A 13835-nucleotide genomic window follows, 5' to 3' on the forward strand; every position below is an offset into this window, starting at 1 on the left:
CCCCGCCCCTCTCCCGCAAGCGGGAGAGGGGAGACAAGCGATTCGCCTATTCGGAGATTCATCATGCTCGACCATATTCGCCCCGCCATCACCACCTTGGCTTTCATGACCCTGTTGGTCGGAGTCGCCTATCCCTTGAGCGTCACCGGCGTGGCGCACCTGTCCTTCCCCGATCAGGCCGCCGGCAGCCTGGTGCGTGACGACGCCGGCCAGGTGCGCGGCAGCCGCCTGATCGCCCAGGCCTTCGACGGCGATCAGTGGTTCCAGCCGCGCCCTTCGGCCGGCGATTACGCCACCGTGGCCAGCGCCACCAGCAACCTGGCGCCGAGCAACCCGCAGCTCCGTGAGCGCATCGAGCAGGCCGGCGTCGGCCTGAGCGGCCAGGCGCCGCTCCCGATGCAACTGGCAACCACCTCGGGCAGCGGCCTTGACCCGCACCTGTCACCCGAAGCCGCTGCCTGGCAGGTGCCGCGCATCGCCCAGGCCCGTGGCCTGGCAGAGGTGGAGCTGCTGCGCCTGATCGAAGCGCACACCGAGCGCCCGCTGTTCGGCCCGGCGGTGGTCAATGTACTGGCTCTGAACCTGGCGCTGATCGACAATCCGCCTACTTCTTCCCAGTGACGAGTGCTCGATGAACGACAGCCTGCGCGCCGAAGCGCTGCTCGCCGACCTGCCCCGCGAAGGCCGTGGCCGGCTCAAGGTGTTTCTCGGCGCGGCGCCGGGCGTGGGCAAGACCTACGCCATGCTGCAGGCCGCCCATGCGCAACTGCGCCAGGGCGTGGCGTTGCGCGCCGGGGTGGTGGAAAGCCACGGCCGCAGCGATACCGAGGCGCTGCTGCTGGGCCTGCCGCAGCAGCCGCCATTGCGCCTGCCCTATCGCGGCCTGGAGCTGAGCGAGATGGATCTCGACAGCCTGCTCGCCGACCCGCCCAAGCTGGCGCTGGTGGACGAGCTGGCGCACAGCAACGCCCCCGGCAGCCGCCACGCCAAGCGCTGGCAGGACGTGCAGGAGCTGCTCGCCGCCGGCATCGACGTCTACACCACGGTCAACGTCCAGCATCTGGAAAGCCTCAACGACCGCGTCCGCGATATCACCGGCGTGCAGGTGCGCGAGACGGTGCCGGATTGGGTGCTGCAGGAAGCCGACGAGATCCAGCTGGTCGACCTGCCGCCGCGCGAGCTGCTCGAACGCCTGCGCGACGGCAAGGTGTACATGCCCGAGCAGGCGCGGGCGGCCATCGACGCCTTCTTCTCGCCGACCAACCTCACGGCGCTGCGCGAGCTGGCCATGCAGACCGCCGCCGCGCGGGTCGATGCCGATCTCGACCAGCGCTATCGTCAGCTCGGCCAGGCCGCACCCAGCGTGCTCGGGCGCCTGCTGGTGGGGGTGGACGGCGACGGCGAGGCCGAGCGTCTGGTGCGCCACGCCTGTCGGGTCGCCGAGCGGCGCCATCTGCCCTGGTCGGTGGTGCACGTGGACAGCCGTCGGACCATGGACGAGGAGCAGCGTGGGCGCCTGCAAGCCGCGCTGCGCCTGGCCGAGCGCCTCGGTGGCGAGGTGGTGACGCTGCACGGCGACTCGGTGGCGAGCACGCTGCTCGACCACGCCCGCGAACGCCGCGCCAGCCTAATCCTGGTCGGCAGCAGCACACGGCGCCTGCGTCGGCGCTGGCTCGGTCGCGGTCTTGGCGAGCGCCTGCTGGCCGCCGGTGCCGGGCTGGAAGTGAGCGTGCTGGATGCGGCAGGTGATCAGCCCGCGGCAGGCCGACGCGCACGCGTCGCACCGCGCTGGCGCGACTACTTACTGGCCGCGCTGGTCGCCGCCTGCGCCACGCTGATCTCCCTCGGCCTGGCGCGGGTGCTGGAGCTGCCGAACATCTCCCTGGTGTTCCTTGCCGCCGTGCTGCTGGTGGCGGTGCGCAGCAGCCTGGGCCCGGCGCTGCTCTGTGCTGGGCTGTCATTTCTCAGTTACGACTTTTTGTTCATCGCGCCAACTTGGACGCTTCAGATTCATCGCCACGAGGACGTGCTGACCCTGCTGTTTTTCCTGCTCATGGCCGGGCTGACCGGCAACCTGGCCAGCCGCCAGCGGCGCCAGGTGCAGGCGTTGCGCCAGGCGCAGAGCGAGACCACGGCCCTGTTGGAGCTGTCGCGCAAGCTTACCGTCGCCGCCGATCGCCAGGCCGTGCTGGCGGTGGCCGAGCAGCAACTCGGTGGCTGGCCGGACGTGCAGCTGACACTGCTGTCGCGCAGCGCTGACGGGCAGTGGTGCCACGAGGGTGGCCTACACGCCGAATTGCTTGATGCCGAGCGCGCCGCTGCCGATTGGGCCTGGCAGCACGAGCAAGCGGCGGGCCTGGGTACCGATACCCTGCCCAGCAGCCGCTGGTGGTGGTGGCCGCTGTGCGGGGAGGAGGGGCCGCTGCTGCTGATCGGTTTGCAGAGTGCGCAGGGCGCGCCGTTGGCCGATACGCGGCGACGCCTGGCCGCCGCCCTGGGCCAGCCGCTGGCGCAAGCCCTGGCCCGCGCGCAACTGGCCGAGGAGCTGGAGGCGGCGCGCCTGCACGGGCAGACCGAGGAGCTGCGCAGCGCGCTGCTGGCTTCGGTGTCGCACGACCTGCGCACGCCGCTGACGGCCATGCGCGGTTCCATCGACAGCCTGCTGGCGCTGGGCGAGGCGATCCCCGAGGCGGATCGCCGTGAATTGCTGGAAAGCACCCGCGACGAGGCCGAGCGCCTCGACCGCTATATCCAGAACCTGCTCGACATGACCCGCCTCGGCCATGGCGGGCTAAAGCTGGCGCGCGACTGGGTGGCGCCCAGCGATATCGTCGCCAGCGCCCTGCAGCGCCTGCGCGCGGTTCTTGCGCCGTTGCAGGTCGAATGCCTGCTGCCGCCACAGCCGCCATTGCTGCATGTGCATGCGGCGCTGATCGAGCAGGCGCTGGTCAACGTGCTGGAGAACGCCGCGCGCTTCTCGCCGCCGGCCGGGCGCCTGCGCGTGGCGCTGGAATACGATGAGCAGGAGCTGCGCTTCGTGGTCGCTGATCAGGGCCCTGGCATTCCCGAGGCGGAACGGGCGAAGATCTTCGACATGTTCTACACCGCAGCGCGGGGCGATCGCGGCGGCCAGGGCACCGGTCTGGGCCTGGCGATCTGCCAGGGCATGGTCGGCGCCCATGGTGGTCGCGTCACGGTCGGCGGAGGCCTCGATGGCCGTGGTGCCAGCCTGACCCTGCACCTGCCGCTGACCACGCAACCACAAGCCGAGGACGACTGATGAGTCAGGGGCCGAGCATTCTGCTGATCGACGACGAAGCGCAGATCCGCAAGTTCCTGCGCATCGCCCTCAGCGCCCAGGGCTATCGGGTGCTGGAGGCGGCCAACGGCGAAGACGGCCTGGCCCAGGCGGCGCTGCACAGTCCCGATCTCGTCGTGCTCGACCTCGGCCTGCCCGACCTCGACGGCCAGCAGGTACTGCGCGGCCTGCGCGAATGGAGCCAGATACCGGTGCTGGTGCTCTCGGTGCGCGCCAGCGAGGGGGAGAAGGTGCTGGCGCTGGACGGCGGCGCCAACGACTACGTGACCAAACCCTTCGGCATTCAGGAATTTCTCGCCCGGGTGCGCGTGCTGCTGCGCCAGGGCCTGGGCCGCGAAGCGTTGCCGGCGAGCATCGCCTGTGGCGCGCTGAATATCGACCTGGCCTATCGCCGGGTCAGCCTCGACGGCACCGAAATCGCCCTGACGCCCAAGGAATACGCGGTGCTGGCGCTGCTCGCCCAGCACCTCGGGCGGGTGGTGACCCAGCAACAGTTGCTGCGTGATATCTGGGGCCCCAGTCACGTCGGCGACAGTCATTACCTGCGCGTGGTGGTCGGCCACCTGCGGCAGAAACTCGGCGACGACCCGGCCGCGCCGCGCTATCTGATCACCGAGGCTGGTGTCGGCTATCGTCTGCGCGACTCTGCCTAAAGCTCCAGCGCCAGGCGCAAACGATCCCGATGCCGCAGGCCATTCTCGAACAATGGCTCGGGGCAGTGCTGCAGGAAGTAGTCCGGTTCCACCGCGACCACGCGAAAGCCGGCGCGCTGGTAGAAGGTCAGTTGGTGGCCAAAGCTGCCGGTGCCCAGTTCCAGGCGCTTCGCCCCCAATTGCCGGGCCTGGTCGATGGCGTGGTGCAGCAGCAGGGCGCCGATACCCTGACCCTGGTGTTCGGGCGCCACGGCGATGTTCATCAGTTCCCAGGTATCGACGGTGAGGGCCTTGATCACGTAGGCGCCGACGATCGCGTTGTCCAGGCGCGCGACCACGCAATGACTGTCCTGTAGATAACGGGCGATGAGGGAGATGTTGGGATCGGCTTCCAGCAACAGCGCCATGGGCGCCTGTTCGCGGGGAATCTCGTGCAGGGTTGAGGTGGTCATGACGGTCTTTCTTTAAAGTTGTTTTGGTTATAAATAAATCATTATTTATTCTTTTTGTTTCGTTTCGTTCCTGAGCATAGTGAGCACCACGCAAGCCGCTGCCAAGGAGCACGATCATGACCATCCGCCTGGGCGACATCGCCCCCGACTTTGAACAGGATTCCAGCGAAGGCCGCATTCGTTTTCACGAGTGGCTCGGTGACAGCTGGGGCATTCTCTTCTCCCATCCAGCCGACTTCACCCCGGTGTGCACCACCGAGCTGGGCTTCACCGCCAAGCTCAAGGACGAATTCGCCAAACGCGGCGTCAAGGCCATCGCCCTGTCTGTCGACCCGGTGGATTCGCACATCAAGTGGATCGACGACATCAACGAGACGCAGAACACCGCGGTCAATTTCCCGATCATCGCCGATGCCGACCGCAAGGTGTCCGACCTCTACGACCTTATCCACCCCAACGCCAACGACACCCTGACCGTGCGTTCGCTGTTCATCATCGACCCGAACAAGAAGGTGCGCCTGACCATCACCTATCCGGCCAGTACCGGGCGCAACTTTAACGAAATCCTGCGCGTCATCGATTCGCTGCAACTGACCGACAACTACAAGGTCGCCACTCCGGCCAACTGGCAGGACGGTGAAGAGGTGGTGATCGTGCCGTCATTGAAGGACGAGGCCGAGATTGCCGAGCGCTTTCCGAAAGGCTATCGCGCGGTCAAACCCTATCTGCGCCTGACCCCGCAGCCGAATAAATAAGGAACCAGCATGCACGTCGTGTTGCTCTCCGGTAGCCCTGCGGCGCGTTCGCGCACCGAGGTGCTGCTGGATTACGTCCGCCAGCGCCTCGAGGCGCAGCACGTGGAAGTGAGCCTGCTGCGGGTACGCGATTTTCCCGCCGAGGACCTGCTGCATGCCCGCTTCGACAGCCCGGCCGTGCGCCAACTGCAGGCCGTGGTGGCCAGCGCCGATGGCCTGGTGGTCGGCACGCCGGTGTACAAGGCGTCGTTCACCGGCGCGCTGAAGGTGCTGCTGGATCTGCTGCCCGAGCGCGCCCTGGCCCACAAGGTGGTGCTGCCCCTGGCCAGTGGCGGCAGCCCGGCGCATCTGTTGGCGGTGGACTACGCGCTCAAGCCGGTGCTGGCCGCGCTGAAGGCGCAGGAAATGCTCTCCGGCGTGTTCGCCGTGGACAAACAGATCGCCTACCCGGAAGGGGACAGGCCCGCGCAGATCGACGACGAGTTGCGCGAGCGCCTCGACGAGTCACTGGAACAACTGGGCGCAGCCCTGGCGCGACGGCCGAAGCCGATCGATCCGAACGTATTGAATGACCGGCTGGTGAACGCCCGCTGGAGTATTTGAAAGAGCAGCGATGAGCTGCAAGCTACAAGCTGCAAGTAGAAGCCAGCAGCAGCGGGCACGCCCGCTTGCGACTTGAGGCTTGAAGCTTGCGGCTGCTTTCCCGCCTTACTCGCCCGCCAACGGGCAAGCAGGCCCACACTCAATCTGCAAAGGAGGTCGCCATGGGCGCCAACACTTTGCGTCGGAGTCTGGTCGCCCTGTTTGCCGCGGCCATTTCCTTCGGCGCCATCACTCAAGCTCAAGCCGAGACGTTGCGTATCGGCTATCAGAAATACGGCACCCTGGTACTGCTAAAGGCCAAGGGCACCCTGGAAAAGCGCCTGGCCGAGCATGGCGTGGAGGTCAAGTGGACGGAGTTCCCGGGCGGCCCGCAGCTGCTCGAAGGCCTCAACGTCGGCTCCGTGGACTTCGGCGTTACCGGTGAAACCCCGCCGGTATTCGCGCAGGCCGCTGGCGCCGACTTGCTCTATGTCGCCCATGAGCCGCCGGCACCGAGTGGTGAGGCGATCCTCGTACCCAAGGGCTCGCCGATCAAATCGGTGGCCGAGCTCAAGGGCAAGAAGGTCGTCCTGAACAAGGGTTCCAACGTGCATTACCTGCTGGTGCGCGCGCTGGAAGATGCCGGCCTAAAGTACGGCGATATCACCCCGGTCTACCTGCCGCCGGCCGATGCCCGCGCCGCCTTCGAGCGTGGCAGCGTCGATGCCTGGGTGATCTGGGACCCGTTCCAGTCCGCCGCCGAGCAGCAGTTGCAGGCCCGCAGCCTGCGTGATGGCACTGGCCTGGTCGACAACCACCAGTTCTACCTGGCCACCCGCAGCTATGCCGAGCAGCACCCGCAGGTGATTGGTGTGCTGGTCGAGGAAATTCGCGGTGTCGGCGAGTGGGTCAAGGGCAACCTCGACGAGGCCACCAGCCAGGTCGCGCCGCTGATCGGCCTGTCCCCGGAGATCACTCGTCAGGCTGTTGAGCGTCAGGGTTACGGCGCGCAGTTCATCACCGCGGATGTGGTCGAGGCGCAGCAGAAGATCGCCGACACCTTCACCGAGCTGAAGCTGATCCCCAGGCAGCTGACCATCAAGGATGTGATCTGGAATCCGCCGGCCAAGGTCGCGCAGGCCCAGTAAGACCATAGCCCTCTCCCCCAAACCCCTTGCCGTGAACGGGAGAGGGGAGCCGATCAAGGTCGGCGGACGTTTCGGCGCCGCCGGCCAGCTCCCTCAGCCTTTCAGGTCGAGGATCGGGGCGGGGCCGAATTTCCCGGATTGATCCGGACTATGACGATTTCCGGAAAGGAGACAACTCCATGAGCCTTAATATCTTCTGGTTCCTGCCTACCCATGGCGATGGCAAATACCTGGGCACCGCCGAAGGCGCGCGTGCAGTCGACCACGGCTACCTGGCGCAGATTGCCCAGGCGGCTGATCGCCTCGGTTTCGGCGGCGTGCTGATCCCGACAGGACGTTCCTGCGAGGACTCCTGGCTGGTGGCGGCCTCGCTGATCCCGGTCACGCAGAGCCTGAAGTTCCTCGTCGCCCTGCGCCCTGGGATCATTTCGCCGACCGTGGCCGCGCGCCAGGCGGCGACCCTGGATCGCCTGTCGAACGGCCGTGCGCTGTTCAACCTGGTGACCGGTGGCGACCCGGACGAGCTGGCTGGTGATGGCCTGCATCTGTCCCATGCCGAACGCTATGAAGCGTCCGTCGAATTCACCCGTATCTGGCGCCGTGTGCTGGAAGGCGAAACCGTTGACTACGACGGCAAGCACATCCAGGTGAAGGGCGCCAAGTTGCTTTACCCGCCGATCCAGCAGCCGCGTCCGCCGCTGTATTTTGGTGGTTCCTCCGACGCGGCGCAGGATCTGGCCGCCGAGCAGGTCGAGCTGTACCTGACCTGGGGCGAGCCGCCGGCTGCCGTGGCCGAAAAGATCGCCCAGGTGCGCGAGAAGGCGGCCAAGCAGGGGCGCGAAGTGCGCTTTGGCATTCGTCTGCACGTGATCGTGCGCGAGACCAACGAGGAAGCCTGGGCGGCGGCGGATCGTCTGATCAGCCATTTGGACCAGGACACCATCGACCGTGCCCAGGCGTCGCTGGCGCGCTTCGATTCGGTCGGCCAACAGCGCATGGCCGCCCTGCACGGCGGCAAGACCGACAACCTGGAAGTGTCGCCGAACCTCTGGGCCGGTGTCGGCCTGGTGCGCGGCGGCGCTGGCACCGCGCTGGTCGGCGATGGCCCGACCGTGGCGGCGCGGGTCAGGGAGTACGCCGACCTCGGCATCGATACCTTCATCTTCTCCGGCTACCCGCATCTGGAGGAGTCGTACCGGGTCGCCGAGCTGCTGTTCCCGCACCTGGACGTGGCTCAGCCGCAGCGTCCGGAGAGTCGCGGTTATGTCAGCCCGTTCGGCGAAATGATCTCCAGCGACATTTTGCCGAAAGCGGCTTCGGCGAGTTGAGGATGGCGCAGGCATAGGTTTTCCCGGATTGCATCCGGGCTACGGGGGCAGATGTAGCCCGGATGCAATCCGGGATGGCTGGGCACATGCCCCCTCTCCCTAACCCTCTCCCCGGAGGGCGAGCGAGCTGATCGGCGCCGTTGGTTTGCCCGGTGGAACGGTTCGGCTCCCCTCTCACGCTTGCGGGAGAGGGGCGGGGGGAGAGGGCCGATGTAGCCCGGATGCAATCCGGGATGGTTGGGCACATGCCCCCTCTCCCCAACCCTCTCCCCGGAGGAGCGAGGGGGCTGATCGGCGCCGCTGGTTTGCTCGATGGCACGGTTTGGCTCCCCTCTCCCGCTTGCGGGAGAGGGGCTGGGGGAGAGGGTTGATGTAGCCCGGATGAAATCCGGGGACACGTGGACGGCTAAATGGAATTCTTCGAGGCAACCATGAGCAACACGACTCTTCACAAATTGGCCCTGCGCGCTGCTCCCTGGGCCTTGCCGCTGGGGCTGCTGGCCGTCTGGCAACTGGCGGTAGCCAGTGGCTGGCTGTCCAGCCGCATCCTGCCGGCGCCTAGCGCCGTGCTCGCCGCCGGCTGGCAGTTGCTGGCCTCCGGTGAAATCTGGCAGCACCTGGCGATCAGTGGCCAGCGCGCCGGGATCGGCTTCGCCATCGGCGGCGGTATCGGCCTGCTGCTAGGCTTTATCACCGGCCTGTCGAAATGGGGCGAGCGCTTTCTCGACAGCTCGGTGCAGATGATCCGCAACGTGCCGCACCTGGCGCTGATCCCGCTGGTGATCCTCTGGTTCGGCATCGACGAGGCGGCCAAGGTGTTCCTGGTCGCGCTCGGCACGCTGTTCCCGATCTACCTCAACACCTACCACGGCATCCGCAACGTCGACCCGGCGCTGGTAGAGATGGCGCGCAGTTATGGCCTGGCAGGCGGAGCGCTGTTCCGCCAGGTGATACTGCCCGGCGCGCTGCCGTCGATCCTGGTGGGCGTGCGTTTCGCCCTCGGCTTTATGTGGCTGACCTTGATCGTCGCGGAAACCATCTCGGCCAGCAGCGGCATCGGTTACCTGGCGATGAACGCCCGCGAGTTCCTGCAGACTGACGTGGTGGTGCTGGCGATCCTGCTCTATGCGGTGCTCGGCAAGCTGGCCGACGTCGCCGCCCGTGGTCTTGAGCGCGTCTGGCTGCGCTGGCATCCGGCCTATCAGGCCAAGGCAGGTGGGCAATGACTGCACTGCACAACATTCCCCAAGGCACTCCGTCGGGCGGCGTTCCGCTGGCAATCGAGAACATCGAGAAATTCTTCGGCGAGCGCCAGGTGCTCAAGGGCATCGACCTGCATATCCCGGCCGGGCAGTTCGTTGCTGTGGTCGGTCGCAGTGGCTGCGGCAAGAGCACGCTGCTGCGCCTGCTGGCCGGGCTGGATCAGCCCAGCGGCGGCCAGTTGCTGGCCGGTAGCGGCTCGCTCAACGCGGTGCGTGAAGACATCCGCCTGATGTTTCAGGACTCGCGTCTGCTGCCCTGGAAGCGCGTAATCGACAACGTCGGTCTGGGGCTTTCCGGCAACTGGCGCAAGCAGGCCGAGGAAGCGTTGGCGGCGGTCGGCCTGGCGGATCGCGCAGGTGAATGGCCGGCAGCGCTGTCCGGTGGGCAGAAGCAGCGCGTGGCTCTGGCCCGTGCGCTGATCCATCGCCCGCGCCTGCTGCTGCTCGACGAGCCGCTGGGCGCGCTGGATGCCTTGACCCGTATCGAAATGCAGCAACTGATCGAGCGCCTGTGGCAGCAGCATGGGTTCACCGTGCTGCTGGTGACCCACGACGTGGCCGAAGCCGTGGCCGTGGCGGACCGGGTGATCCTGATCGAGGACGGCCAGATCGGCCTCGATCTCGATGTGCAACTGGTACGCCCACGCCCCCATGGCTCGCCGCTGCTGGCGGCCCTGGAAGCGCGCGTGCTGGACCGCGTGCTGGCGCAGCCGGAGCTGCCTACACCACCGGAACCTGTATCACCCCTGCCCACGCAACTGCGTTGGGCGCTTTAACGCAGCTAAAAGCTCCAAGCCACAAGCTTCAAGTAAGGGCCGAGCGCTTTTACTTGTGGCTTGCAACTTGAAGCTTGCCGCTGATTTTCGACCCCAGGAGAAAAACCCATGACCATCAAAGCCATCAACGTGCGTAACCAGTTCAAGGGCAGCATCAAGGAAATCGTCGTCGGCGACGTGCTGTCGGAAATCGACGTGCAGACCGCTGCAGGCATCGTCACCTCGGTGATCACCACCCGTTCCGTGCGTGAGCTGGAGCTGCAGGTGGGTAGCGAGGTGATCGCCTTCGTCAAATCCACCGAGGTGTCCATCGCCAAGCTGTAAGAACCTTCGCATAGTTCTTCAGCCCATTTCGTCGTTTTTGGCAGCCAATTGGCGGAATAAGCCGCTTGCGATCTTGTAGGAGCGGCTTTAGCCGCGAGCTCTTTGCGCCCCAATAAAGCTCGGGGCTGAAGCCCCTCCTGCATGCTCACCGGGCGCTTTTGCCTTGTAGTTTTCAGGCACATAAAGATCGTGAACAGGTCCTAAAAGTGGCTGCCTGAGCAGCCTTCGGATACGAGGGCAGCATGGCGTTTTCGAAGGCAAAGAGAGGCTGGTTATAAGACGCAAAGAAAAAGATATTTTTCAGCTATATGTTTTTTCTGCAGAATCGCGCCATCAAATAGCCTGCCTGCAGGCTTCTCTTGCGATAAGGACGCCTTAGATGCTGAAGAAGATCGTTCTGGCCACCGTGGCCAGCGCCACCCTGTTGACCGGCTCGCTGAGCCATGCAGCGGCCGATACGCCATTCCACAACGCCTCCTACGACATCGCTCGCGAACTGTTCGGCGAGATCAACCCACTGTTCGTCGAGCACTGGAAACAGCAGAGCGGCAAGGAAGTGAAGATCATCCAGTCGTTCGCCGGTACCTCGCGTCAGGCGCAGGACATCATCCAGGGCAAGAAGGTCGACGTGGTCACCTTCAACCAGGTAACCGACGTGGACATCCTGGCCAAGCGCAAGCTGCTGCGCGAGGACTGGGCCCAGCAGTTCCCCAACAACAGCTCGCCGTACTACAGCACCACCGCCTTCCTGGTACGCGAAGGCAACCCGAAGAACATCAAGAGCTGGGACGACCTGATTCGCGATGACGTGAAGCTGGTATTCCCCAACCCGAAAACCTCCGGTAACGCCCGCTACAGCTACCTGGGCGCCTGGCTGTTCGCCAACGAGAAATTCAATGGCGACCAGGAGAAGGTCAAGGCCTTCGTCGGCAAGGTGCTGAAGAACGTCGAGAACTTCCCCACCGGCGGCCGAGGTGCCACCGTGGCCTTCGCCCAGAACGGGCAGGGCGACGTGCTGCTGACTTTCGAATCGGAAGTGATCAACATCGCCAAGGGTGACGAGTTCAAGTCCGCCAACCTGGAAATCGTGGTACCGGAAGTCAGCGTACTGGCTGAATTCCCGGTGGCCATCGTCGACAAGGTGGCCGACGAGCGCGGTACCCGCGAGCAGGCCAAGGCCTTCCTCGACTTCCAATACAGCAAGGACATTCAGCAACTGCTGACTCGCTACAACTACCGCGTGCACAACCCGGAAGTGGTCGAGGCGACCAAGGCGCAGTTCGCTCCGGTGCGCCTGATCAACCCGACCGAGGTGCTGGGCAGCTGGGACGAGATCACCGCCAAGCACTTCGACAACGGTGGTATCCTCGACCAGCTTCTCGCCGAGGGTCGCTGATAGCGACGGTCTGGCGTAGGGCGGGTGCAACCCGCCAGCCGGGAGTGCGAGCATCGTAATGGTCAGTTGGCCGCCTTTTTGGCGGCCAACTGCATTTGTAGAGCCGAGCTTTTTCGTGAGTAAACCGACGCTGTTCTTCCTGCAGACTCCGCTGCTGCCTGGCTTCGGCCTGAGCTTCGGCGTCAGCGTGCTGTATCTCTCCCTGGTGATCCTGCTGCCGCTGTCGGCGCTGCTTTTGTACGTCAGCGACATGACCTGGGCCCAGTACTGGTTCGCCATCAGCGATCCGCGCGTGGTGCAGACCTACAAGGTGACCATCTCGGCCGCGCTCTATTCGACCCTGGCGGTGCTGGTGCTGGGCCTGCTGCTGGCCTGGATCATCACCCGCTACGACTTTCCCGGCCGGCGCATCGTCGATGCGTTGGTCGATCTGCCCTTTGCCCTGCCGACTTCGGTAGCCGGCCTGACCCTCGCCGCGCTGCTGGTACCCAACGGCTGGATCGGCCAGTGGCTGGGCTTCAAGGTGGCCTACGCCTACGCCGGTATCGTGGTGGCGATGGTGTTCACCAGCATTCCCTTCGTGGTGCGCACGGTGCAGCCGGTGCTGCAGGATCTCGGCTCGGAATACGAAGAGGCCGCGCGCACCCTCGGCGCCAGCCGTGTGCAGACCTTCCGCAAGGTGATCCTGCCGACCCTGGCGCCGGCACTGGTCACCGGTGGCTCGCAGGCGTTCATCCGCAGCCTCGGTGAGTTCGGCGCGGTGATCATGATCGCCGGCAACATTCCCTACCAGACGGAAGTCAGCTCGCTGATGATTTTCGTCCGTCTGCAGGAATTCAATTACCCGGCGGCAGCAGCCATCGCTTCGGTGATCCTGCTCGCGTCGCTGACTCTTCTGTTCCTCCTGCAGGTCGTGCAGGGGCGTCTGTTCGCATGGCAACGGCAAGGTCGATGAAAAAGCCCCAAGATTGGCGCCAGTGGGCGCTGGTAATCCTCGGTCTGATGGTGGTGGCGCTGATCCTGTTGGTGCCGCTGGCACTGATCTTCACCAAGGCGCTGGCCGGCGGGCTCGACCTGCTGTGGAGCAACCTCGGCGAGGACTACATGCTCCACGCCATCGGCCTGACCCTGCTGGTGGCAGCGATCACCGTGCCGCTGAACTTGTGCTTCGGCATCTGCCTGGCCTGGTGCGTGACCCACTATGATTTTCGCGGGCGCAAGTTGCTGACCACCCTGATCGACATTCCCTACGCGGTGTCGCCGGTGGTCGCCGGTCTCTGCTACCTGGTGGTGTACGGACTGGAGAGCTTCATCGGCCGCTGGTTCTACGATCAGGGCCTACAACTGATGTTCGCCTGGCCGGGCATCGTCATGGTCACCGTGTTCGTCACCGCGCCCTACGTGGCGCGCATTCTGATTCCGGTGATGCAGACGCAAGGTCAGGACGAGGAAACCGCTGCGATGTGCCTGGGCGCCAGCGGCTGGCAAATCTTCCGCCGCATCAGCCTGCCGAAGATCAAATGGGCGCTGCTGTATGGCGTCGTCGTCACCAATGCCCGCGCGGTGGGTGAGTTCGGCGCGGTGTCGGTGGTGTCCGGCACCATCATCAACCAGACGCTGACGTTGCCGCTGCTGGTCGATCAGCTCAACAACGACTACAAGCCGGCGGCCGCCTTCACCGCGGCCGGGCTGCTGGCGTGCATGGCGCTGCTCACGCTGTTCCTCAAGACCTTCATGGAGTGGCGCCAACGCCGCCTGATGCAGCGCGCCGAGGCGTGATTTGGGGTGCCAGCGTTGTGGTGGATGTGAAGAGCGGCATCCACCCTACGGCCTGTAGCCT

At 65.4% G+C, this 13835-nt stretch carries 14 protein-coding genes; 13 read left to right on the forward strand and 1 reads right to left on the reverse strand.

Annotated elements, in window-relative coordinates; translation table 11 throughout:
* Positions 1-63: 63 nt before the first annotated feature.
* From kdpC to B2U07_RS13840, 3 genes are read left to right on the forward strand one after another with little or no spacing between them, the layout of a single operon-like run.
* Positions 64-621 carry a potassium-transporting ATPase subunit KdpC gene (gene kdpC / locus B2U07_RS13830; RefSeq protein WP_197858633.1) on the forward strand — a complete coding sequence of 186 codons (558 nt, stop codon included), beginning with the start codon at positions 64-66 and terminating at the stop codon, positions 619-621.
* 10 nt (positions 622-631) lie between these two features.
* A complete protein-coding gene (locus B2U07_RS13835) occupies positions 632-3280 on the forward strand; it encodes a sensor histidine kinase (RefSeq protein ID WP_275547707.1) in 2649 nt (882 codons plus the stop codon).
* On the forward strand, positions 3280-3972 hold the full coding sequence (locus B2U07_RS13840; protein WP_275547706.1) for a response regulator: 693 nt from the start codon (positions 3280-3282) through the stop codon (positions 3970-3972). The genes B2U07_RS13835 and B2U07_RS13840 overlap by 1 nt, the downstream gene beginning before the upstream one ends.
* Here B2U07_RS13840 and B2U07_RS13845 read toward each other — a convergent pair.
* On the reverse strand, positions 3969-4424 hold the full coding sequence (locus B2U07_RS13845; RefSeq protein WP_275547705.1) for a GNAT family N-acetyltransferase: 456 nt from the start codon (positions 4422-4424) through the stop codon (positions 3969-3971). The genes B2U07_RS13840 and B2U07_RS13845 overlap by 4 nt on opposite strands.
* A 116-nt stretch (positions 4425-4540) precedes the next feature.
* Here B2U07_RS13845 and B2U07_RS13850 point away from each other — a divergent pair, with 116 nt between their 5' ends.
* From B2U07_RS13850 to cysW, 10 genes are all read left to right on the forward strand, one after another.
* Entirely contained in the window at positions 4541-5179 is a 639-nt protein-coding gene (locus tag B2U07_RS13850) for a peroxiredoxin (RefSeq protein WP_275547704.1), read from the forward strand.
* 9 nt (positions 5180-5188) lie between these two features.
* Positions 5189-5782 carry an NADPH-dependent FMN reductase gene (ssuE, locus tag B2U07_RS13855; RefSeq protein ID WP_275547703.1) on the forward strand — a complete coding sequence of 198 codons (594 nt, stop codon included), beginning with the start codon at positions 5189-5191 and terminating at the stop codon, positions 5780-5782.
* A gap of 161 nt (positions 5783-5943) precedes the next feature.
* Positions 5944-6909 carry a sulfonate ABC transporter substrate-binding protein gene (locus tag B2U07_RS13860; RefSeq protein ID WP_275547702.1) on the forward strand — a complete coding sequence of 322 codons (966 nt, stop codon included), beginning with the start codon at positions 5944-5946 and terminating at the stop codon, positions 6907-6909.
* A 179-nt stretch (positions 6910-7088) separates the two neighbouring features.
* Positions 7089-8237: an FMNH2-dependent alkanesulfonate monooxygenase gene (gene ssuD, locus B2U07_RS13865; RefSeq protein WP_275547701.1), complete on the forward strand. Its 1149-nt coding sequence runs from the start codon at positions 7089-7091 to the stop codon at positions 8235-8237.
* Between the two features lie 431 nt (positions 8238-8668).
* Positions 8669-9463: an aliphatic sulfonate ABC transporter permease SsuC gene (gene ssuC, locus B2U07_RS13870; RefSeq protein WP_275547700.1), complete on the forward strand. Its 795-nt coding sequence runs from the start codon at positions 8669-8671 to the stop codon at positions 9461-9463.
* The gene (ssuB, locus tag B2U07_RS13875; RefSeq protein ID WP_275547699.1) at positions 9460-10275 is read left to right on the forward strand and encodes an aliphatic sulfonates ABC transporter ATP-binding protein; all 816 of its coding nucleotides are present in this window, start codon (positions 9460-9462) and stop codon (positions 10273-10275) included. Before ssuC ends, ssuB begins: the two co-directional genes overlap by 4 nt.
* A 108-nt stretch (positions 10276-10383) precedes the next feature.
* Complete coding sequence (locus tag B2U07_RS13880; RefSeq protein ID WP_197858642.1) at positions 10384-10599, forward strand: TOBE domain-containing protein; 216 nt, start codon at positions 10384-10386, stop codon at positions 10597-10599.
* Positions 10600-10978: 379 nt separating this feature from the next.
* Positions 10979-11995, forward strand: coding sequence for a thiosulfate ABC transporter substrate-binding protein CysP (gene cysP / locus B2U07_RS13885; RefSeq protein WP_275547698.1), 1017 nt, complete (start codon positions 10979-10981; stop codon positions 11993-11995).
* A 115-nt stretch (positions 11996-12110) separates the two neighbouring features.
* A complete protein-coding gene (cysT, locus tag B2U07_RS13890) occupies positions 12111-12950 on the forward strand; it encodes a sulfate ABC transporter permease subunit CysT (protein ID WP_275547697.1) in 840 nt (279 codons plus the stop codon).
* Positions 12947-13774 (forward strand): sulfate ABC transporter permease subunit CysW, encoded by an 828-nt coding sequence (gene cysW, locus B2U07_RS13895; RefSeq protein WP_197858645.1) that lies wholly within the window; start codon positions 12947-12949, stop codon positions 13772-13774. The genes cysT and cysW overlap by 4 nt, the downstream gene beginning before the upstream one ends.
* Positions 13775-13835: the final 61 nt, after the last annotated feature.

Source organism: Pseudomonas sp. UBA7530 (genome assembly GCF_002479365.1).
Taxonomy (GTDB): Bacteria; Pseudomonadota; Gammaproteobacteria; order Pseudomonadales; family Pseudomonadaceae; genus Aquipseudomonas.